The sequence below is a fragment of the Ruegeria sp. HKCCD7628 genome (genome assembly GCF_057221005.1).
Genome location: NZ_JBWVBA010000014.1, coordinates 72,623 through 95,570, shown reverse-complemented (window position 1 = coordinate 95,570; position 22,948 = coordinate 72,623). Strand labels below are relative to the sequence as shown.

Annotated in this window: 18 protein-coding genes; 10 read left to right on the top strand and 8 right to left on the bottom strand. The window is 57.5% G+C overall.

Annotation, left to right across the window (positions count from 1 at the left end; translation table 11 throughout):
* Nucleotides 1-66: 66 nt before the first annotated feature.
* The 8 genes from lpdA to AC2TAD_RS20300 form a co-directional block, all read right to left on the bottom strand.
* Nucleotides 67-1,797, bottom strand: a complete 1,731-nt coding sequence (gene lpdA / locus AC2TAD_RS20335; protein ID WP_480870047.1) for a dihydrolipoyl dehydrogenase — start codon at nt 1,795-1,797, stop codon at nt 67-69.
* An 11-nt stretch (nt 1,798-1,808) separates the two neighbouring features.
* The gene (aceF, locus tag AC2TAD_RS20330; protein WP_480870045.1) at nt 1,809-3,050 is read right to left on the bottom strand and encodes a dihydrolipoyllysine-residue acetyltransferase; all 1,242 of its coding nucleotides are present in this window, start codon (nt 3,048-3,050) and stop codon (nt 1,809-1,811) included.
* A 27-nt stretch (nt 3,051-3,077) separates the two neighbouring features.
* Entirely contained in the window at nt 3,078-5,732 is a 2,655-nt protein-coding gene (aceE, locus tag AC2TAD_RS20325; RefSeq protein ID WP_170755884.1) for a pyruvate dehydrogenase (acetyl-transferring), homodimeric type, read from the bottom strand.
* Between the two features lie 33 nt (nt 5,733-5,765).
* Nucleotides 5,766-6,488, bottom strand: coding sequence for an acetoacetyl-CoA reductase (gene phbB, locus AC2TAD_RS20320; RefSeq protein ID WP_480870042.1), 723 nt, complete (start codon nt 6,486-6,488; stop codon nt 5,766-5,768).
* Between the two features lie 162 nt (nt 6,489-6,650).
* Nucleotides 6,651-8,342, bottom strand: a complete 1,692-nt coding sequence (gene dld, locus AC2TAD_RS20315) for a D-lactate dehydrogenase (RefSeq protein WP_480870040.1) — start codon at nt 8,340-8,342, stop codon at nt 6,651-6,653.
* Nucleotides 8,339-9,526: an alpha-hydroxy acid oxidase gene (locus tag AC2TAD_RS20310; RefSeq protein ID WP_480870038.1), complete on the bottom strand. Its 1,188-nt coding sequence runs from the start codon at nt 9,524-9,526 to the stop codon at nt 8,339-8,341. The genes dld and AC2TAD_RS20310 overlap by 4 nt, the downstream gene beginning before the upstream one ends.
* Before the next feature lie 14 nt (nt 9,527-9,540).
* Nucleotides 9,541-11,604, bottom strand: coding sequence for a TRAP transporter large permease subunit (locus AC2TAD_RS20305; RefSeq protein ID WP_480870036.1), 2,064 nt, complete (start codon nt 11,602-11,604; stop codon nt 9,541-9,543).
* 114 nt (nt 11,605-11,718) lie between these two features.
* Entirely contained in the window at nt 11,719-12,768 is a 1,050-nt protein-coding gene (locus AC2TAD_RS20300) for a TRAP transporter substrate-binding protein (RefSeq protein WP_480870034.1), read from the bottom strand.
* A gap of 351 nt (nt 12,769-13,119) precedes the next feature.
* Here AC2TAD_RS20300 and AC2TAD_RS20295 point away from each other — a divergent pair, with 351 nt between their 5' ends.
* The 10 genes from AC2TAD_RS20295 (at nt 13,120) to AC2TAD_RS20250 (ending at nt 22,889) form a co-directional block, all read left to right on the top strand.
* On the top strand, nt 13,120-13,914 hold the full coding sequence (locus AC2TAD_RS20295; RefSeq protein ID WP_170755890.1) for a FadR/GntR family transcriptional regulator: 795 nt from the start codon (nt 13,120-13,122) through the stop codon (nt 13,912-13,914).
* 280 nt (nt 13,915-14,194) lie between these two features.
* Nucleotides 14,195-15,493: a hypothetical protein gene (locus AC2TAD_RS20290; protein WP_480870033.1), complete on the top strand. Its 1,299-nt coding sequence runs from the start codon at nt 14,195-14,197 to the stop codon at nt 15,491-15,493.
* Complete coding sequence (locus AC2TAD_RS20285) at nt 15,450-16,616, top strand: cytochrome-c peroxidase (RefSeq protein WP_480870032.1); 1,167 nt, start codon at nt 15,450-15,452, stop codon at nt 16,614-16,616. Before AC2TAD_RS20290 ends, AC2TAD_RS20285 begins: the two co-directional genes overlap by 44 nt.
* Before the next feature lie 10 nt (nt 16,617-16,626).
* Entirely contained in the window at nt 16,627-17,343 is a 717-nt protein-coding gene (locus tag AC2TAD_RS20280) for an MbnP family protein (RefSeq protein WP_480870030.1), read from the top strand.
* A 194-nt stretch (nt 17,344-17,537) separates the two neighbouring features.
* A complete protein-coding gene (locus tag AC2TAD_RS20275) occupies nt 17,538-18,119 on the top strand; it encodes a Crp/Fnr family transcriptional regulator (protein WP_170527342.1) in 582 nt (193 codons plus the stop codon).
* Between the two features lie 65 nt (nt 18,120-18,184).
* Entirely contained in the window at nt 18,185-18,385 is a 201-nt protein-coding gene (locus AC2TAD_RS20270; protein WP_170356489.1) for a YgaP family membrane protein, read from the top strand.
* Complete coding sequence (locus AC2TAD_RS20265) at nt 18,382-18,996, top strand: rhodanese-like domain-containing protein (RefSeq protein WP_480870027.1); 615 nt, start codon at nt 18,382-18,384, stop codon at nt 18,994-18,996. Before AC2TAD_RS20270 ends, AC2TAD_RS20265 begins: the two co-directional genes overlap by 4 nt.
* Nucleotides 18,997-19,303: 307 nt before the next feature.
* Entirely contained in the window at nt 19,304-20,329 is a 1,026-nt protein-coding gene (locus tag AC2TAD_RS20260; protein ID WP_480870025.1) for an ABC transporter ATP-binding protein, read from the top strand.
* The gene (locus tag AC2TAD_RS20255) at nt 20,317-21,414 is read left to right on the top strand and encodes an ABC transporter ATP-binding protein (protein ID WP_480870023.1); all 1,098 of its coding nucleotides are present in this window, start codon (nt 20,317-20,319) and stop codon (nt 21,412-21,414) included. Before AC2TAD_RS20260 ends, AC2TAD_RS20255 begins: the two co-directional genes overlap by 13 nt.
* Nucleotides 21,411-22,889: an ABC transporter substrate-binding protein gene (locus AC2TAD_RS20250; protein ID WP_480870021.1), complete on the top strand. Its 1,479-nt coding sequence runs from the start codon at nt 21,411-21,413 to the stop codon at nt 22,887-22,889. The genes AC2TAD_RS20255 and AC2TAD_RS20250 overlap by 4 nt, the downstream gene beginning before the upstream one ends.
* Nucleotides 22,890-22,948 lie beyond the last annotated feature (59 nt).

The following is a 22,948-nucleotide window of genomic DNA, read 5'->3' as shown; positions in this document are numbered from 1 at the left end:
GTCATCGCGACCCGGTTCTCACCGTCCAGTATTTCCTTTGGTGTGCCTAGCTTCATGGGTCAGGTCCTAGTGGCGTTTCTTGGGTGGCATCAGGTCGGTGATCGTGCCTTCGAACATTTCGGCCGCGAAATTAACCGTCTCGCTGAGCGTCGGGTGAGGGTGGATCGTGTGACCGAGATCGACCGCATCTGCGCCCATCTCGATGGCCAGAGCTGTCTCGGCGATCAAGTCACCCGCGTTCGTGCCCACGATGCAGGCCCCCACTACGCGTTGATCTTCGGGATCGAAAAGCAATTTTGTGATGCCTTCAGACCGGCCATTGGACAAAGACTTGCCTGAAGCCGCCCAAGGGAACACGCCTTTTTCGACCTTGATCCCTTTGGCCTTAGCCTCGGTCTCGGTCAACCCGCACCATGCGACCTCGGGGTCGGTATAAGCGACCGAGGGTATAAGCTTGGCGTCGAAGAACCGCTTGTGACCAGCGGCCACTTCGGCGGCGACCTTACCTTCGTGCACGGCCTTGTGTGCCAGCATGGGCTGGCCGACCAGATCACCGATGGCAAAAATATGCGGCACACCGGTGCGCTGCTGGTTGTCCACGGCGATGAAGCCACGTTCATCCACCACGACACCCGCCTTTTCGGCGTCGATCAGCTTGCCATTGGGCTTTCGGCCCACGGCGACCAGAACCTTGTCGAACGTGTCGGTGAAGCTTTCGCCCTTGTCATCCTCGAACGTGACTTTCAGGCCCTTTTTCAAAGGCTCAATCGCGGTCACTTTTGTCTTGAGGAAGATGTTCTCATACCGGCCCTTGATGCGGTTCATCAGGGGTTTGACGATATCCTTGTCGGCACCGGGGATGATCTGATCCATCAGTTCAACCACGGTGATGTTCGACCCCAAAGCGTCATAGACACAGGCCATTTCCAGACCGATGATACCGCCGCCCAGAACCAGCATCCGCTTGGGCACATCCGCCAGTTCCAACGCCCCGGTCGAGTCGATCACGCGGTCGTCGTCATGCGGGATGAAAGGCAATTCAACAGGTTCAGAGCCCGCAGCGATGATGCACTGGTCGAACGAGACGGTGGTCATGTCATCATCGCCCACAACTTCGATCATGTTCGGGCCCGAGAAACGGCCATAGCCGCGCACGATCTGAACCTTGCGGCCTTTGGACAGACCGTCCAGACCGCCGGTCAGCTTGCCAACAACGCTGTCTTTGAAGGCACGCAGCTCGTCCAGGTCGATCTTGGGCTTCCCGAAGCTAACGCCGTGTGCGCCCATCTCTTCGGCTTCCGTGATAACTTTGGCTACGTGCAGCAGGGCTTTTGAAGGGATACAACCCACGTTCAGACAGACGCCGCCCAGCGTCGGGTTGCGTTCGATCATGACAACCTTCTTGCCCAGATCGGCGGCACGGAAAGCGGCGGTGTAACCACCGGGGCCAGAGCCCAGCACAACTACCTCGGCATGCACATCGCCTTGACCGGTCGCCGTGCCGGTGGCGGCCACGGCCTGCGGCGCGGCGGGTGCCTCTACCGGAGCAGCTTCGGGCGCGGCCCCATCGGCTGCTTCCAATGTCAGGATCAGCGCACCTTCCGAGACGTTATCGCCTTCGGACACGGCAATCGAGACCACTTTGCCTGCGGCGGGGGAGGGGACCTCCATCGTGGCCTTGTCGGATTCCAGCTCGATCAGTGGGTCCTCGGCGGCGACGGTGTCGCCGACCGAGACAAGAATGCTGATCACGGGCACATCGGAGAAATCACCGATATCGGGTACTTTGACGTCCATCTGATCTCTCCTTACCACATCAGCTTGCGCATATCGCCCAACAGCGTCTTGAGCGTCACGCAGAAGCGCGCGGCCAAGGCGCCATCGACGGCACGGTGGTCATAGCTAAGCGACATTGGCTGCATCAGGCGCGGCACAAATTCCTCGCCATTCCAGACCGGCGCCATTTTCGAGCGGGTCAGGCCCAGGATTGCCACCTCGGGTGCGTTGACGATGGGCGTAAAATGCGTGCCGCCGATACCGCCCAACGACGAGATCGTGAAGGTCGCGCCCTGCATGTCGTTTGACTTCAGCTCACCTGCGCGGGCCTTGCCAGACAGCTCCATCAGGTCCTTGGAAATCTCGACAATCCCCTTACGGTCGGCGTCCTTGATGACCGGAACCACCAGCCCGTTGGGCGTGTCAGCCGCGAAACCGATATTGTAGTAGGATTTGCGGATCAGCTTGTCGCCATCGGGGTGGATGGACGAGTTGAACTCCCAATGCTGTTTCAACGCACTGACCGAGGCTTTGACGACAAAGCTGAGCAGGGTAACGCGATAGCCTTCTTCCTTGGCCATCGTGTCCATTTCCTTGCGGTACTTGTCCAGATCAGTGATGTCCGCCTCGTCATTATGCGTCACATGCGGGATATTCAGCCAGGACCGGTGCAGGGCAGGGCCCGACAGCTTTTTGATCCGCGGCATCTCCACATCTTCCACGGGGCCGAATTTCGAGAAATCGACAACGGGGATCGGGGGGATGCCCATGCCGCCCGCCGCACCGGCAGCAGCCGGGGCCGCCGCGGTTGAGGTCTTCAGGAACTTGGTGACGTCTTCGCGCAAGATACGACCCTTACGGCCTGAGCCGTTGACCTTGGACAGGTCAATATCCAACTGACGCGCAAAGGCGCGCACCGATGGCGAGGCGTGGGCCTTGCCGAACCCACCATCCACAACGGGTGCGGGTGCCGAGGCAGCAGGCGCTGCCGGAGCGGCAGCAGGTGCGGGCGCAGCCTCGGCCGGGGCGGCAGCGGCCCCATCGCCTTCCAGCAGCAGGATCAGCACGCCCTCAGACACGTTGTCGCCCTCGGCCACTTTGATTTCCTTGACGACACCAGCGGCCGGGGAGGGAACCTCCATCGTTGCCTTATCGCTTTCCAACTCGATCAGCGGGTCTTCGGCGGCGATGGTGTCACCGACCGAAACCAAAATGCTGATGACGGGAACGTCCGAGAAATCCCCGATATCCGGGACTGTTACTTCGATTGCCATGTCTATTTCTCCTCGTGCCCCGTGGCCTTAAACCAACCGGGGGTTCGGCTTGTCGCCGTCAATTTCATATGTCTTGAGCGCTTTCTCGAGCTCGGCCTTGGTCACGGCACCTTCACGGTACAGATCGACCATGGCGGCCGCCGCGATGTGGTTGGCATCGACCTCGAAGAACCGGCGCAGGTTCACCCGGCTGTCCGAGCGGCCATAGCCATCCGTGCCCAGCACGGTGTAGCGGCCCGGCACAAAGGCGCGGATCTGCTCGGCGTAGTTCTTCATATAGTCGGTGGCCGCGATGATCGGGCCCTTGGCTTTAGACAGCTGCTCGGTCACATACGGCACACGTTCTTCGGCCAGCGGGTCCAGACGGTTCGCGCGCGCCGCGTCCTGACCATCGCGAGCCAGTTCGTTGAACGAGGTTGCCGACCAGATATCCGAGGTCACGCCGAAATCCTTCTTCAGCATCTCGGCGGCTTTCATCGCCTGAACCAGAATGGTGCCCGAGCCCATCAGATTGACATGCTTCTTGCCGGGTTTCTTGACCTCTTGGAACCGGTAAAGCCCCTTGATGATGCCTTCTTCCGCGCCCATTGGCATGTCGGGGTGGGCATAGTTTTCGTTCATCAGGGTCAGGTAGAAATAGATATCTTCCTGATTGCCATACATCCGTTGCAGGCCGTTCTGAATGATCACCGCGACCTCATAGCTGAAGGTTGGGTCATATGTGATGCAATTCGGAATGGTGCCTGCAAGGATATGGCTGTGCCCATCCTCGTGCTGCAACCCTTCGCCGTTCAACGTGGTCCGTCCGGCAGTGCCGCCCAGCATGAAGCCCCGCGCGCGGCTGTCACCCGCAGCCCAGGCCAGATCGCCAATCCGCTGGAACCCGAACATCGAGTAGTAGATGAAGAACGGGATCATCGCCACGCCGTGGTTGGAATAGGACGTCGCCGCCGCGATCCAGTCGGCCATGGCTCCAGCCTCGTTGATGCCTTCCTGCAGGACCTGACCGTTGGTCGTTTCCTTGTAGAACATCATCTGATCGGCATCTTCGGGGGTATAGTTCTGACCTGCCGGGTTGTAGATGCCAACCGAGCGGAATAGCCCTTCCATCCCGAAAGTGCGGCTTTCATCGGGCACGATCGGAACCACGTTTTTGCCGATCCCTTTGTCACGCAGCAGCGTGGTCAAGATGCGGACAAAGGCCATGGTGGTCGAAATCTCGCGCTCCCCGGTGCCTTTGAGCTGCGCTTCGAACTTGGACAGGTCCGGGATATCCAGAGCGGGTGCGGTGCTGTCGCGTTTGGGGAATTCCCCCCCCAACGCTTTGCGCCGGTCTGCGAGATAAGCCTTCTGTGCATTGTTCAGCGACACGAATGGCGCGTTTGGCAGATCTTCGTCGCTAACCGGGATTTGGAACCGGTCGCGGAAGGCGCGCAGTTGATCTTCGGCCAGTTTCTTTTGCTGGTGCGTGGTGTTTTGACCTTCACCAGCCGAGCCCATGCCATAGCCTTTTACGGTTTTCACCAACAGGCAGGTTGGAGTGCCCTCATTCTCGGTTGCGCGTTTGAACGCGGTAAAGACTTTCTCAGGGTCGTGTCCGCCCCGGCGCAGCGCCCAGATTTGATCGTCGGTCCAGTCTTCGACCAAAGCGGCAGTCTCAGGGTATTTGCCAAAGAAATGTTCGCGGATATAAGCGCCATCCTTGGATTTGAAGGTCTGGTAGTCCCCATCGACCGTCTCATCCATCAACTGGCGCAGACGGCCGGTGGTGTCTTTCTCCAACAGCTGATCCCAGCCTTTGCCCCAGAGCAGTTTGATGACGTTCCAACCTGCGCCACGGAAGTCGCCCTCAAGCTCTTGCACGATCTTGCCGTTGCCACGTACCGGGCCATCCAAGCGTTGCAGATTGCAGTTGATAACAAAGATCAGGTTGTCTAGACCTTCGCGCACGGCAAGGTCGATCGCACCCCGGCTTTCGGGTTCGTCCATCTCGCCATCGCCCAAGAAGCACCACACTTTGCGGTCCGCCATGTCGATATGGCCCCGGTTGTGCATGTATTTCATGAATCGTGCCTGATAGATTGCCATCAACGGACCCAGACCCATCGAAACGGTCGGGAACTGCCAGTAATCCGGCATCAGCCACGGGTGGGGATAGCTGGACAGACCACCTCCGCTGACTTCCGAGCGGAAGTTTTCCAACTGCTCTTCGCTGATGCGACCCTCCATGAAGGACCGGGCATAGATGCCGGGGATCACGTGGCCCTGAAAGAACACCAGATCGCCGCCATGGATCGCTGATTTCGACCGCCAAAAGTGGTTCAGGCCAATGTCATACATGACCGCCGACGACGCGAATGAGGCGATGTGGCCACCATATTCGCTGCTGACCTTGTTGCGCCGCACCACGGTGGCCATCGCGTTCCAGCGGTTGATCGTGCGAATGCGCCATTCCATGTCCTGATCGCCGGGAAAGGCATACTGATCATCGACAGGAATGGTGTTCTGATAGGGCGTGGTTGCCGAAAACGGCAGGGTCGCCCCAGCAGCGCGCGCCTTTTGCACCGCTTTGTCCAGCAGGAAATGTGCGCGATTGGCGCCATCCCGTTCGATGACGTCTTCGATGGCGTCCTGCCACTCCTGAGACTCGATTGGGTCGATGTCGGGTTCAAGGTCTTTCATGTGGCAGGATCCTTTCTTGTGTATGTCCGGGCGTTAGCTGAAGAACTGCGCGCCGTTGGCAGAGATAGTCGAGCCGTTGATGAACTGACTGTCATCCGAGGCCAGGAAGGCCACGCAGCGGGCGATCTCCTCAGGCTCACCCAGCCGTCCCGCCGGGATTTGGGCTATGATCGAGTCGCGCACCTTCTCGGGTACGGCCATGACCATCTCGGTTGCGATGTATCCGGGGCAGATCGCGTTGGCGGTGATGCCAGCCCGTGCGCCTTCTTGCGCCAGTGACTTGACGACGCCCAGATCGCCCGCCTTGGTCGCAGCATAGTTCACCTGCGCGAACTGACCTTTCTGGCCGTTGATCGAGCTGATGACGATGATACGGCCAAACTTGCGCTCGCGCATACCGGGCCAGACGGGGTGGACGGTGTTGAACACACCGGTCAGGTTCGTGTCGATCACGTCTTTCCACTGGTCCGGGGTCATTTTGTGGAATGGTGCATCACGAGTGATGCCTGCATTGGCCACGACAACGTCGATGGGGCCAAGGTCCGCTTCGACTTGGGCGATACCTGCGGCCGAGGCTTCGTAGTCGGCAACATTCCACTTGTACGTCTTGATACCGGTCTCGGCGGTGAAGGCGGCGGCCTTCTCATCATTGCCAGCATAAGTCGCGGCTACATTATATCCTTCAGCCTTCAACCTTCTGGAAATCGCTTCGCCGATACCCCGGCTACCACCGGTTACAAGTGCAGTACGTGTCATTTTCAATTCCTCCAATTAGTCAGAAACTTTGACCTAACTCGCTATGTTACGTAGCGTAATTTTCAGCGTACGGATAGGCCTGAGCGGAATACCAGCTATGCGTCTCAGGAAAAGTTTAACGTTAAACTATCTGAAAAAAGGCCACGCATAGCCTTGGGCGATTTACTTGATCCCTTCGCCATAGTTGCGGGATTTTGACATCTTGCCGATCCCCGGATTGAAAGAGTTTGTCGGATCGCAACACGTATAATGCGCCGCAAGGTCGGGTTTGGCCTTATAGAGATGCCCGACATTATGTTCCGCCGGATACTCGGCGCCACGCGCATCGAACAGCTTTAGCATCGCAGTTTTCAGTGCTTTGGGATCTGCCCCTTTGCGCACCACATAGTCCTGGTGCATCACGTGACACATGAAGTGGCCATAGTAGAGTTTGTGTACAATCTGATCGCTGATCTCGGGCGGCAAAACCTCAAGCCAATCACGATCATTGCGGCGCAGGGCAACGTCCAGCGCAATGATATCTTCAACCTCATCTGCGTGGATCGCCATATAGCGCACTGCAGCGCCCGCAGCAGCAAACCGGTGCAGGCCCGCGATCTTGGCCTCACGCGGAGTGCATTCGAAGAAACCTGCATCGCGCCCTTTGAAAAAGCCGGGCAACCAGTCGCGGATCGCCTCGATGCCCTCGTCCTTCATTTTCAGGATCAGATGATGTTCAAAGGCGTCTCGGTATTCGATCATCCTCTTGGGCAGGACCTGCGGCAGGAGGCTGACTGCGGCCTGCATGAACCGGTCGGTGAAATTGCGCAGAAAAGGAATGCGCCGTAAACGTGCATCCACTGCGCCCTTCAGCGCAAAGAACATCGGCAAGCGATCTGTGCCCAACTTGTCGATCATCCACACCGTGTCCTTACCGTAGGCCTTAGTGATGTCGAACACGTCGCGCTGCATGTACTCGGCCGAGACTGGCAGGGACGCGAATTGCGACAGGATATGCCGGCGCAACTCGGCCAGATCGTCTGGGGAGTTGGTTCCGATATAGAAAACCTGTTCAGCCTCGTTTTTGGCGAAAGTGTCCAGACGCACGGCAAACACAGCCACTTTTCCGGCTGAACCCGCAGATTCAAACAGCTTCGCCTTATCCGCATTGTATCGTGCGGGCGTTTCGGCATCCACGTCGCGCACGATCTGCGCATAGTCACTGGCCGAGGCGCGTTTATTCGTAGACCCCGGATTGCGCTCGAACTGACCAGCATCGAGATTTGACAGGATCTGTTCCGGTGTCTCACCCAGATCAATGCCCAGGTGGTTGACCAGCTCTAACGTGCCGTCTTCGGTGATGCGGGCATAGACCGACAGTTCGGTGTAAACCGGCCCGCGTTCAACCAATGAACCGCCCGAATTGTTGCAGACCCCACCCACAATCGACGCCCCGATACATGAGGATCCGATCACCGAGTGCGGTTCGCGCCCCAGCGGGGCCAGCAGCTTTTCCAAGGCAAAGAGTGTGGCACCGGGAAAGCTGACAACCTGTTCGCCGCCGTTCAGCGGCACCAGAGTATCCATGCGGCGGGTATTGATCAGAACCACATCGCGGTCATAGCGACCTGAGGGTGTGGACCCTTCTGTCAGGCCGGTATTGGCGGCCTGCATGATGACGATCTTGTCGGCGGCAACGCAGGCTTGAAGAACTTTCCACTGTTCCAGCAGGGTGCCGGGTTGTACGACGCACAGCGCCTCGCCTTCACCCGACCTGAACCCACGGCGGAACCGCTCGGTCGCGCGTGCGCCGGTCAGCACATGGCGGGGCCCGACGATTGCGCGGAAGTCGGATATGAGGGCATCGTTGGTCATGCCGCGTTCCGATGCGCCTGTCCCTGAACCGTCACCGGGTCGCGAAACCGCAGATTGGCGCGCGACAGTTGATCAACTCGCGTGACGCCCATCAGCTTCATGTCGCGTTCGATCTCGGCCCGCATCAGCCCTAACGCGCGTTCGACACCGGGCTGACCGGCAGCGGCCAGCGGATACAGATAGTGCCGTCCGACACCAACCGCCTTGGCCCCCAACGACAGCGCCTTCAGCACATGGGTGCCGCGTTGAATGCCGCTGTCCATCATCACGTCCAGCTTGTCGCCGACCGCATCCACGATCTCGGCCAGTTGGTCGAACGGAGTGCGCGAGCCGTCCAACTGGCGTCCGCCATGGTTCGACAGGATGATGCCCGTACAGCCGATCTCGGCCGCGCGGCGGGCGTCCTCGACGGTCATGATCCCCTTAAGGCAGAACTGACCGTCCCATTCGCGCACCATCTGGGCCACATCGTCCCAGTTCATCGACGGGTCCAGCATTTCGGTGAAATAGCCGCCGATGGAACTAGCCCCGCCGCTCATGTCCACGTGTTCATCCAGTTGCGGCAGGCGGAATTTCTCGTGCGTGACATAGTTGATGCCCCACATCGGCTTGATCGCAAACTGGATCATGCCGCCGAGCGTTAGCCGGAACGGGATCGAGAATCCCGTGCGCAGGTCACGTTCGCGATTGCCGCCGGTGATGCTGTCTACGGTCAACATCATCACCTCGACACCCGCCTCTTTGGCGCGCTGCATCATGGCCGAGTTCAGGCCCCGGTCTTTGTGGAAATAGAATTGGTAGACCTGCGGGTTTTTGTGTTTCTGGCGCAGCTCCTCCAGCGAAACGGTGCCCAGCGAGGATACGCCGAACATGGTCCCGTATTTCTCGGCCGCCGCCGCCACGGCGCGCTCGCCCTGATGGTGGAACAGGCGCTGCAGTGCGGTGGGCGAGCAATAGATCGGCATGTCCAGCTTTTGCCCCATGACGGTGACGGACATGTCCACGTCTTTGACCCCGCGCAACACCGATGGCAGCAGATCGCAGCGATCAAAGGCGTTTGTGTTCTCGCGATACGTTACCTCATCATCCGCGCCGCCGTCGATATAGTTGAAGATCGGTCCTGGCAGGCGGCGCTTGGCCAGTTGGCGGAAATCGTGGAAGTTATGGCAATCGGTTAGACGCATGTCTCTTCCTCCTATCAATACGCGACGGATGGCAGCCAGGTGGCCAATGTGGGCCACAAGAAGACCAACGCCAGCCCGGTCAGTTGCAGCAGGACAAACGGGATGATGCCCTTGTAGATGTCGGTCAGTTTAATCTCTGGCGGGCAAACGCCCTTGAGATAGAACAAGGCAAAGCCAACCGGAGGTGTCAGGAAGCTGGTTTGCAGCGTGACTGCAACTAGGATCACGAACCAAACCAGCGCGGGTTCGTCCAAAACGCCAAAGCCGGGGATGTCGATGCCCAGCCCATTCACGATCGGGCGCATCAGGGGCAGGACGATCAGGGTGATCTCGATCCAGTCCAGCACAAAGCCCAGCAGGAAAACGATGAACAGGATGAACAGGATCGTGCCATTGGCTCCAAAGCCGGTGGACTGAACCACATGTTCGATCAGTTCATCGCCGCCAAGTTCGCGTAGTACATAAGAGAACACGGTCGCGCCTAGGAAGATTGCGAAGATATAGGCGGTGGTGTTGAAGGTCGACACCAGCACGTTCCACAGCTTTTGGAAGGTCAGCTTGCGATAGCCCAAGGCCAGCAGGGTCGCACCCAGTGCCCCGATGCCCGAAGCTTCGGTCGGCGTGGTCAGGCCCGCAAAGATCGAACCGAGCACGGCGAGGATCAGCATCAGCGTCGGGATGACGGCAATCAGCACGTCCTTGACGGCAGCCCAGTCGGGGGCCTTGGCACCTTCGGGGACAGGGGCCGCGTCACGTTTTATCAGCGCAAGGATGAAGATATAGCTCAGGTACAGCCCGCCGATGATTACACCGGGGAAGACGGCGGCCATGAACAGATCACCCACAGACAGGGCCATCTGGTCGGCCATGATCACCAGCATAATCGAGGGCGGGATCAGAATGCCCAGCGTACCGGACGCGGAAACCACCCCAGCGGCCAGTGTCGGTTGATATTTCTGCTGCATCATCGAGGGCAGCGAGAGCACGCCCAGCAACACGACAGACGCACCAATGATCCCGGTTGAAGCCGCAAGGATGATCCCGATCAGGGTCACGGTGATCGCCAGACCTCCGCGCACTGTGCCAAAGAGGCGCTGCATCGAGGACATCAGGCGCTCGGCCACGCCGGATTCGTCCAGCATCAGACCCATGAAGATAAACATCGGCAAGGCGACCAGAACCGCATTGGACATAGTCGCATAGACCCGATTTACCACCGCGCCCAACGTCAGATAGTCCAGCCCGGTAAAGGTGCTTTCCAGCCCCGTCCAAAGCATCAGGTCGTTGTCGAACAGATAGGCCAGCCCGCAATAGGCCACACCCACACCGGCCAGCACCCATGCCACCGGGTAGCCAGTGAACAGCAGCGCGATGAAGGTCAGGAACATGGCGATGACCAGCTTTTCCTCGGTGGTTTCCACCAGGAATGTCAGGCCCACACAGATCGCGGCAAAGACGGCCAGAACCAGCAGGACGCGACGCAGCGGCGCGCCTTCGCGTTCGCTCTCGGGTCCGTAGATCAGCGCGTGGCCATCATGGATCAGTCGGGCAAGGGCGGCGAGCGCCAGTAGCACAAAGCTGATCGGAATGACCGCTTTGAACGCCCACCGTGCCGGAAGGCCGGTCGGACTGTCGGACCGTTCGTTGACGCGGAAGCTTTCGTAGAAATAATCATACCCCTGGTCGATCATCAGATAGATGAACGGGGTCAGCAGCGTCAGGATGCCGATCACCTCGATCACCCGCTGAGCGCGGCGGGAAAGCTGCATATGCAGCACGTCCACACGCACATGGCTGTCGGTGATCAGGGCGTAGGAGATACCGATCATCGTCACGATGCCGTAGAAATGCCATTGGATCTCGTCCAGTTTGGGATAGTTGTGGCTGAACAAATAGCGCAGTGAAACCTGAGTGAAAATCGCGGCCATCAGCAGCACATTGGCCCACATCACCACATGGCCAACGGCCTTTACGCTGGTGTCTAGGGCAACAGCAATTTTTTGGCGGTCTGTATCGGGATGTTCCAGGAGGCCTTCATAGGCTTCGACCGGATCATTGACGTTCTTTGGCGTGGCCATGGGTAATCCTCCCTCGGTTGATCGGCGCGGGCGCGATCAAGGCTTTGCAGGCAGTGGTCCTTTGAATATCCGGGGCGGAGGAGCCCGCCGCCCCGGACGCGTCAGTCGTTCAATTTACTGACGAGGGAGGAACGCGTTTGTTTTCCACAGGTCATAGCCTTCGCGGAACTCAGTGATGTCGGCCATGACTTTGGCAAAGAAGGCGTCGTTTGCAGCTTCTTCAGCAGCAACTTCTTCCCAAGTGGCGCGGAAGGTGTCCAGCATCTCGGGCGACCATTGCTTGATGGTGACGCCGTTATTTTCGACGTTGTCGAGCAACGCTGCGTGCTGAATGGCTTCACCTTCGGCAAAGCTGTCTGTCATCGACGCTTTGCAGGCATTTTCGATGATCGCCTTGTGCTGATCGCTGGCTTCGTTCCAAACATCCTTGTTGATCATCAATTCGAACACGGTTGCCTGCTGGTGCCAGCCGGGGAAGTAGTTGTACTTGACCAGCTTGTGGAAGCCCAGGCGAGCATCGATCGCGGGCATCGAAAACTCGGTCGCGTCGATTGCGCCTTTCTCCAGCGCGGGGAAGATCTCACCGCCTGGCAGCAACGAGGTTGCGACGCCCAGCTTCTGCATGACTTTGCCGCCCAGGCCAAAGAAGCGCATCTTCAGGCCGTCCAGATCTTCGGGGCTGTTGATCTCGGTTGCGAACCAGCCCGAGGTTTCCGGGGCAATGATGGCGCAGGGCATGACGTGCACATTATAGCCCGCCTGGTCGTACATTTCCTGATACAGCGCGCGACCGTTTCCGTAATACATCCAGGCCATGTATTCGCCGGCTTCGGGGCCAAACGGAACGGCCGAGAACAGCGGTGCGGCGGGGATTTTACCCGCCCAGTAGCCAGCGGTGGTGTAACCCGAGTTGATCTTACCAGTCGACACCGCATCCAGAATCTCAAATGGCGGAACCAGCTTGCCCGGCTCATAGACCTTCATCTTCAGCGTACCGCCCGACATCAGCTGCAGCTGCTCGGCCACGCGTGGAATCGGCGAGCCCAGACCCGGCAGTTCGGTCGAGAAGGCGATAGGTGTTTTCAGCAGCAGCTTGTCGGCGGCAAGTGCGGGTGCGGCGATCAAGCTGGCAGCGACTGCAAGGCTCGTCAGGGTCTTTTTCATGAATTCTCCTCCGGGATGGTTCGGACGCAACGTCCAATCAATCTGTGACGCTAGGTTATCTGGCGCCTTGAGTGGTCAATAAAGTTTACCAACATATCCAGTCAACAACTTTATTTACCACTGGATCATGTGGCCGCAGGCACAAACTGCCTTACGTCTCGATCAATGGATAATTTCTGACTTTGTGCGAGAAGTTCAGGAATACAGAATAAAATAATTTAAAACAGACTATTAAGGTAATTCGTCAGGTGAACCTGTTCGCGCAGAAACTAGTTGAAGTTTGGCGTCTCAAAGGTTATTTTAATTTACCAGTAAGAACGACTGAGCCCAAACCACAAAAGGCCGCGCGTGATGACACCAACTGCGATTTTTGAACCAATCGGCCACGAATCGCTTGCAGATGCGGTGGTTGCCCAGGTCGAGGATCTTATTGCTTCAGGTATTCTCAAGCAGGGCCGCAAACTGCCTTCCGAACGCGATTTGGCAGAGATGTTGCGCGTGTCCCGGCCTAAACTGCGTGAAGCGCTACATGTTCTGGAAGAGCGTGGTCTGGTCACAACCCAACACGGCGAAGGCACTTTTGTGGCCGCTTTGACAGGGCAGGCAATGATGCCTGCTTTGCTGGCATTGTACGAACGCCACGAGCCTGCCTTTTTCGACTATCTTGAGTATCGCCGCGAACAAGAAGGCTTTGCTGCGCGACTGGCCGCGCGCCGCGCGACTAAGGCCGACAAAGAACGGATCACGGAAATTCTGGCCGAAGATGACCGAGCTTGGCGCGCGAATGATCCGGCTGCTTCTCGTGAGGCTGACTTTGCCTTGCACGCAGCAATTGTCGACGCAAGCCAGAATGCCACGCTTATTCACATGATGGCCTCAATCTATGAATTGACTCGCCAAGGCGTTTTCTACAACCGCGAGTTCCTGAAAACCATTGACGGAACCGGCGAGCGATTGGTGCAACAGCACAAAGAACTGGGTGAGGCTGTCATTGCGGGCGACGAGGCGCGTGCCGAACAGGCCGCATTCGACCATATTGATTTTGTAGAGGAGTCTTTCCGCTTGGGAATTGAAAGACGCCGGCGAGAGACAATGGCCGAGAAACGACGCATGCTTTCAAGTTCTAAGCCGACACCCAATTCCTGAGAGCAAGCGCAGCCCGTACATTTCGGGCAAAACTCGCGATTTAGTAGCTAAGGTTTGCATTAAAACAGCCATCATTCACGCGGCAACCTCGAAATTTTGAGTGGGGTGCGTTAAGGTTTGTGTGCACAGAATAATCGCAAGACGCTATCGCCTTAGACATGTGCCAGCATTTTCGGTGTGTTGAAGATGCGATCACTGACGGTCAGGCAAATGTTCCGTGCAGCCCTTAGAAGGAGGGTTTTACGTTTGTTTTCGTGTAAATATTGGGGGGGAAATCAATATGAAAACATCAAGGATACTCAGCGCGTTTGCTTTGCCGATTTTAATCGCTGCGGGCGGAACATCTCTACTGGCTGAAAGTGCTCGCGAAGAAAGTCAGGGTACGGTTTTGCTGCGCGGACTGCCAACTTTGGACACGTCGCACAGTGTCGCGATTGTCGAGCTTGATCCGGAATCCGAAAACTTCGGGAAAATACTCAGCGAAGCCGAACAACCGGATATGGCTGAGCCGTTTCATCACTTGTATTACAGTCCGAATGGTCGCCTGTATGCCACCGGGCTGGACCCAACATGCAGTTTGGCAGAAATCGGTCTTGTCCGCGATTCCAGCGGTGCGCCACAGGTCTCAGGTTTTGAATGTCTAGACACCGCGGGCCAGATGGTCGGCGAAGACATCATGTGGACCACGTCGAATGGGTCTGAGTACATGTTTGTCACGTTCATGGGTGGCCTTGGGGGCGACGACGGTGGGTCATTAGGTGTGTTTGATCCACAGACGAATGAAGTCGTAAAAGTCATTGAGGCCCGTAAGAGCGAGATCGCTGAGGGTGCGCCTTACATCATGTATCCCCACGGGATTTCGGCGTTTGAAGATCGTATGGTGATCTCGTCAACAGTCCATCCTGACCTGGCGACCGGAGTTGGCAATTCAATCACGGTAATCGATCTCAATACGCTTGAACCTATCCAGACAATTACGGTCGAAGGTGAGACACCGATTGGCTTTCCTTCATCTCCGGTCGAGGTGCTTTTTGCCCGCCCGTCGATCCACCCAGAGATCGAACCAGCGGTCATGGTGAATACGATGTTTGGCTTTGAAACCTGGTACATCCCTTACGATGCGGCGACTAAGACGTTTGGCGAAGGCAAAGTGATCTATTCCGGCACTGAAAACGGCACAGGCGTGCCACTTGAGTTCTATGGAACCGAGGATGAGCTGTTTATCAGTCACGCTCTGCCGGGTGTCGTAAAGCGCTACGACTTGTCGAAGCTGCCTCAGCTTGTCTCGTCTGGTCCTGATATCGTTGCCGATCCAGGTGCGCATCACATGATCTTTTTCACTTCGGCGTCTGGACGCGATCTGATCGCCGTTCAGAACAACCTTTTGAACCTTGGAAATGCTGAAGCGAATGATCCGACGGATGTCGATTTTATCGCGTCGGTCAATGCCAACACAATTACCGTCCATGATCTGGAAACCGGAGAACGTCTGGGCACGGTGAATTTCAAAGAAACGTACCGGAAAGGGGTCGAAAATGTCGAAGGCCTGTTTGGCTCGGGCTTCGTACATCACCACTAGGCTGCGTTCTTCCAAGTCCAAAAAGGCCGTTTGCACCGGGCTAACGGCCGTTTTGGCTTCGGTGCTTTTTGGTTCATTTGATGGTCAGGGCCATGCCGATCCTACGCCGATAGCCGGCTTTCAAGCACCCTTTGTATTTGGCCGGTTCACGGTACCCGCCGACAACCCGCTGACGGAAGAAGCCTTTGAGCTGGGTCGAAATCTGTTTTACGACCCGATCCTGTCGGGTGACAACACGATGTCTTGTGCAACCTGTCACGAACAGGCTCGTGGGTTCACAGATGGCCGCGCGCGGTCGGTTGGGCATAACGGTGAAGAACTGGACTTCAATGCAATGGCCCTGGGCAATCTGCTTTGGGGGCCGCAACTGTTTCTATGGGATGGACGCAGCCCAAGCCTTGAACATCAGGCCCTGCAACCTTTGCTTAACCCGATTGAGATGAATCAGCCTCTGGACGCGTTGTTGGATGAGTTGAGTGCTTCCGCCCACTACCAAGAAATGTTTGACGCTGCTTACGGCGAAATCTCGGAACAGGCCGTTTCCAAAGCGCTGGCGACATTTGTTCGACTGTTGATTTCCGCCGACAGCAAATATGATCGTTACCTGCGGGGTGAAATCAAGTTGAACGATCAGGAGGAGCATGGGCGCAAACTGTTCATGGCGCATCCGGATGTGAAAACATCACTGCGCGGAGGGAACTGTATCGATTGCCATAGTCAGTTTGTCACCGCCGGATTTGCCGAAGGGTTTGATGGGTTCAGCAACAACGGTTTAGACCCCGATACAGACCTAAAGCCCGGCCTGAGTGCCACGACCGACTACGATGGTGACCATGGAAAGTTCAAAGTACCCAGCCTGCGCAATATCGCAGTCACCGGTCCTTATATGCATGATGGGCGTTTTGAGACATTGCGAGAGGTTTTGAACCACTACAATGAAGGTATCGTCCTCAGCAGTACGCTTAGCCCGCTGATCCTCGAGGCAGATAATGAAGTGGCCGACCCGACACAGGCATTGGGGCTGCAACTGACCGAAGTGGAAATAGATGCAATCATCGCCTTTCTGCACACGCTCACGGACGAAGCATTCTTGTCAAATCCAAAGTTTTCGAACCCATTTTAAGGTGCTGTTCATGATCAATCTTCTAACGGTAAAACGACACATGATGGGGGCAGGGTTGGGTCTTACCTTGTGGGGCGCGCAGGTTGCGGCTCAATCTCCGATGACGCTTGAATTCCACGCGATGAACGGTGACGCGCCTTTTATTTTCGATGAATTTGTCCATTCCGATCCAATAGGGGGCGAACCTTTTCGCCTGCGCGACTTTCGATTTTTTCTAAGCAATGTGGTGTTTTCCGATGGCACCCGGCAATTTGCGGTTGCCGACGGCTATTACCTGATCAGGTTTGATGGCCGTAGCCAAACATATGAGGTCACTATCCCGGAAATGCCCTTGCAGACCGTCTCGGAAATCACCTTCGCCATCGGTTTGGATGCTCAGACCAACGGGTCGATCACGCCGCGCGGAGATGTAGACCCGAACAGCCGCATGGCCTGGAACTGGGAGATCGGCTACAAGTTCGTACTGGCCGAAGGCGCTCTGCGCGGGGCGGATGGGCTTATCCCGCTGGTCTACCATGTCGGGTTTGACGAGAATATGCGTGAGCAAAGCCTTGCTTTAAACCTAGAGAGCGGCGCGCGCGAAATTGCATTTGATGTTGATATAATGGCGTTGTTCGACGGCGAAACCCGGCTTGATCTCTCGGCCTTGCCGACTGTGAAAATGGATCGGGATGATGCCTCAGCGTTGGCTGACAATTTTGCCGGTTTGGTGAAGCAGCGGAAATAGGGCTCGCAAGGGCAGTCCCATTTGGGAATTTGAGTCACTTGCCCCGCCAGACGTGGATTTGTCACAGGCGGTATGGGTTTTTCCCAAAGCGGCCAGCGCTTAAGTTCGAGTCATCGCAAATCGGAGCTACCTACGTGACGCATCAAAGTTGGAGCACGGCCATACTCGACCGGCTGGAATCTGAAGGGACGCGCATGACAATCCCTGACGGAGCGCAGTTGTTTGCGCCGGGTGCCTACGGACAGGTTTTTCTGATTGTCCGGTCGGGGATCGTGCGCGTTGAACAAACCAGCCCGTCTGGTCGCACGGTGGTGCTGTACCGCGTTGGTCCCAATGATAGCTGTGTGATGACGACATCTTGTATGTTGTCCGACATTCCATATTCCGGTTTTGGCTATGCCGAAGGGGCAGTGACCGCACTGGCGATTGGCCGGGACCGGTTCAACGCGCTACTGGCTATGGACTCGGCGTTTCGCGCTGCGGTTTTCATGGCATTTTCTCAACGGATCGTCGAACTGTCCGAAGTCATCGACGACCTTTTGCTGAACCGTATGGATCAGAAGCTGGCGCAGTGGTTGCTGGATCAAGGCAAAGATGTCCCCGACATTCACACCACTCATCAGCGAATTGCCACTGAGCTGGGCAGCGCACGCGAGGTGATGTCGCGTATTCTCAAGGATTTCGAACACCGGGGATGGGTCGCGTTGGAACGGGGTGTAATCCACCTGCAGAATCGTTCTGCATTGCAGTTGCACGCAAAATCCGGGTCTGTGTGACCTCGTCACATATAGCCAAGCCAAAAGCTGCGAATCTCTTCCCAGATCATCAAGGAGATTCGATCATGCAATTCACATCCAACGTAGGCTCTATCGACCGCGCATTGCGTCTGATCCTGGGGACAGCGCTGATCCTCTTGGCTTTGACTGACACTGTTGGCCTGTGGGGCTGGCTGGGCGCGGTGTTTGTCGTTACAGCTTTCGTCAAGTTCTGTCCGATCTACGCGATGCTGGGTCTATGCACCTGTGGAAAGGTCGACCAATGACCCTGCGCACACCTCCGTCACGCAGGGCCGTTCTGGGTATGGGGATCGCGACGGCGCTGGCCTTACCGTCGTTGGTTTCAGGTGCCAGTTCGATTGAAACTTCGGTCGATCCAGCGCGCCTATCAGACCGGCAACGGACACCATTGGGCTTGTATTTGACACCACAGGCCGCATTTGCGGCGCTGCAGCGGGATAGTGACATCTTGTTCGTCGACGTACGCGACCCGATCGAGATTTCTTTTGTGGGCCACCCCGAGGGGTTGGACAAGATCATCCCTCTGGGCATTGTCACCCACCAAGTCGATCCGCAAAGCGGTCAGTACCAGATGAAAAATAATCGTAATCTGGTGCCCGACTTTGATGCTTTGTTGAAGCAGCAGGGGAGATCGCGGCAGGATGCCGTTTTTGTCACTTGTCGGTCAGGGGCGCGGTCTGCTGTCGCAACCCGTCAATTGGCCAAGGCGGGTTATACAAATGTCTGGAATCTGATCGAAGGGTTTGAGGGTGACAAGGACGCTCGCGGCGTACGTGCGCTTAATGGTTGGCGCAATGCGGGATTGCCATGGGGGTATCGTTTGGGCCCCGGCGTTGCATGGCAGGGCGCGATTTAACCTTGTTGTTGCAACATGTTTAGGGCTGCCTGTCCCTAACCACAAAGCGTGGCGTCGAAACTAAATGCGATGCCACACCCTTTTGTCGTGTGAAGCCAACGACCGGGGTGCGGCGTTTGGTTCAAATTTAATCAAAAGATCAGTTTGGGTTTTCAGTCCGCCGTTTTGTGGGAGTCATGAGTGCTTAAAAGGCGGGCGCAAATTCGTGGATCGCGTCTGACGGCTGGAAAAACTGCATCAAAGCGTTGACAAGTATTTTTCAAAGATGCAACCAATTGCATATTGGTGTAACGAAAAGGTTGCGCCTGTGTCCACACCAAGTGTCCGCACCACGCCTGACACAAGCGTCGAAATCCTGAAGCTGTCCGCCTTCAGCCTGTCGTTTCGTGGCCAGCCTACTGCTGCGGTCGACGACTTGAACCTGAGTGTCTCAGCGGGTGAAACGCTTTGCATTGTCGGCGAGTCCGGTTGCGGTAAGTCCGTAACCGCCATGGCCTTGATGGGTCTGTTGCCGCGGGATGTCATCGAAATTCCATCAGGGCGGTTGGACTTCGAAGGACGCAGCTATGATTTGCGCTCGGAACAGCTTGATGCCGCCACCCGAGGCGACAGGATGGCCATGATCTTTCAAGAGCCGATGACCTCGCTCAACCCCGCCTTCAAGATCGGGGATCAGATTACAGAGGCCGTTCTGCACCACCGCAACTATAGCCGTGCCGAGGCCGATGAAGCTGCCCTGACCATGCTGCGGCGCGTAGGTATCCCGGCCCCTGAGCAGCGGTTGAACGAGTATCCTCATCAGTTGTCTGGTGGGATGCGGCAGCGGGTGATGATCGCGATGGCATTGATCAACAATCCCTCGCTGCTGATCGCGGATGAGCCGACCACGGCCCTGGACGTCACGATCCAAGCCCAAATCCTTGACCTGATCCGGGAACTTCAGGCTGAAACAGGAATGGGTGCCGTTTTCATTACCCACGATCTGGGCGTTGTCGCTGAAATAGCGACGAATGTGGCGGTGATGTATGGCGGGCAAATCGTGGAAAGCGGTCCAGTGGATGCTGTGTTCGATGACCCGCAACACCCCTACACCATCGGGCTCATGAGCTCGGTCCCACGCATGAGCGGATCGCGCGACAAGCTGATAACCGTGCCCGGCACCGTGCCTTCGCTGGCGGACATGCCGCTGGGATGTCGGTTTCGCACGCGCTGCCCCTTTGCGACTGATGACTGCGCAAATCGCCCGGTATTGTCTGACGTTGGGCAGAACCATGCGGTGGCCTGCCACTATGCCCCTCTGGAGCAACTCAAGGGGGTCAAATGCGCGATGTAATCCTTGAGGCACGGAACCTCACCCGTCATTTCACACTGGGCACCGGGTTGTTTGAGCGCAAAACCAAAGTGCGTGCGGTCGATGGTGTTTCTCTGTCGGTCCACACGGGTGAGACCTTTGCCATTGTCGGAGAATCCGGTTGCGGCAAGTCAACGCTTGCGCGGCTTTTGATGCGGCTGGATCGGCCAACCTCGGGTCAGGTTCTGTTTGACGGGCAAGAGGTTCAGGACTTGCCCCGCCGCGACATGGCCCCGCTGCGCCAACAGATGCAGTTCGTATTTCAGGACCCGTTCTCATCCCTGAACCCCCGTATGACCGTGGGCAAATTGGTCGGCGAACCGTTAGAAGTTCACGCGCCCGAGCTGGATGAGGACGCGCGTCGTCAAAAGGTGGCCGCGCTATTGGCACAGGTCGGATTGCTGCCAGATCACGCCAACCGGTATCCGCACGAGTTCTCGGGCGGCCAGCGGCAACGGATCGGAATCGCGCGCGCGTTGGCCTCGGGTCCCCGGCTGTTGATCGGGGATGAACCGGTCTCGGCTTTGGATGTGTCGGTACAGGCGCAGGTGGTCAATCTGCTGAACGATCTGAAAGAGGACCTTGACCTGACATTGGTCATCATCGCCCATGATCTGGCCGTCATCCGACACATGAGCGACCGCATCGCTGTGATGTATCTGGGTCAGGTGGTTGAAACCGGCCCCGCCGATCAGGTGTTCGAGGAACCGCGCCACCCCTATACGCACGCACTGCTATCCGCGATCCCGGAACCCGAGCCGGGGCGCGAACGCGATCACATGGCGCTGAACGGGGAAACGCCCAGCCCGTCCGCACCGCCAGCAGGGTGCCGGTTTCATACTCGTTGCCCCTTTGCGCAAGAAGACTGCCGGACGATGCCCCCAGTTCTGGAGGACGCAGGCAGCGGCCATCACGTCGCCTGTCATCATTGGAAAACCATACCAGAGGCCGGAAAACCGGCCCCGCCCCGACGCCGCAGCGCCGGAGCAGAAGAGCGGTTCGCGCTGTATCGCGCGGCTGTCCAAACGCCCCCGGCTTCTGCCGAAAACAGAGAGGAAACATCATGAATGTCTTGAAAACCGGTCTGTTGGCCGGACTGCTCGGCGCAACCGCGCTGAGCGCGCAGGCCGCCGACTTGCGCATCGCCTTGCAATCCGACGCCGACGTGCTGGACCCCGATCAGTCGCGCACATTTGTTGGCCGCATCGTCTATGCCTCGATGTGTGACAAGCTGGTCGACATCACCCCTGACCTTGAGCTGATCCCGCAACTGGCCACCGGCTGGGAATGGAGCGAGGACGGCAAGGCCCTGACCATGACCCTGCGCGAAGGCGTAGTGTTTCATGATGGCACGCCGTTCAACGCGCAGGCCGTGGCCGACAATATTGACCGGTCGCAGAACCTTGAGGAATCGCGCCGCAAGTCCGAGCTGAAGTCCGTGACCGGTGTCGATGTGGTCGATGACTACACTGTTCGTTTCAACATGGCCGCGCCCGACGCGACCCTGCTGGCGCAATTTGCCGACCGCTCGGGCATGATGGTGTCGCCGACTGCGGCAAAGGCGGCAGGGGCGGATTTCGGTCTGAACCCAGTCTGCTCGGGCCCGTTCAAGTTCAAGGAACGCGTCGCTCAGGATCGTATCGCGCTCGAGCGGTTCCCTGACTACTGGAACGCGGGTGAAATCCATTTCGATAGCGTCACCTTCCTGCCGATCCCGGACACCACCGTTCGTCTGGCCAACCTGCAATCGGGTGACATCGACATGCTGGAACGTCTGGCCGCGACTGACCTCGCGCAGGCTGAAGGTGATGGCGGGATCAACGTTGAACGCGCCGTTTCGCTTGGATATCAGGGCATTACCATCAATGTGAATAATGGTGACAAGGGCGACAACCCGTGGGGCAATGACAAACGTCTGCGTCAGGCGCTCAGCTATGCGCTTGACCGTGATGCGATCAACCAGGTTGTGTTCGAAGGTGCGTTTGCGCCGGGCAACCAGCCCTTCCCGCCCACGTCTCCATGGTATGACGCCGATCACCCGGTGCCCGCGCGTGACGTGGAAAAAGCAAAGGCCCTGCTGGCCGAGGCGGGCTTCCCCGACGGGATCGACCTTGAGGTTCAGGTTCCCAACACCACCGTTCCGCTACAACTGATGCAGGTCGTGCAGGCCATGGCGGCCGAAGCCGGGATCAGAATCGAGATCACGTCCAAGGAATTTGCCACCCTGTTGGCCGATCAAAGCGCCGGTGACTATCAGGCCAGCCAGATCGGATGGTCGGGCCGCGTGGATCCCGATGGTAACATTCACCACTTCATGACCACCGGTGGCGGCATCAATGACAGCCACTACTCGGACCCGAAAGTGGACGAGATGCTGAACAACGCCCGCGCCTCGACCGATTTCGACGTGCGCAAGGCGGACTATGACGCGGCACGGGACATTCTGGCCCAAGATATGCCCATTGTGTACCTGTATCACCAGACATGGATCTGGGCGCTTGATGATGGCCTCTCGGGCTTCACCCCCTTCCGGATGGGATGATCCGGCTGGAAGGCGTGAAACTGGAGAAATAAGCCACTCACGGCCCGCCCGGTCCTCCA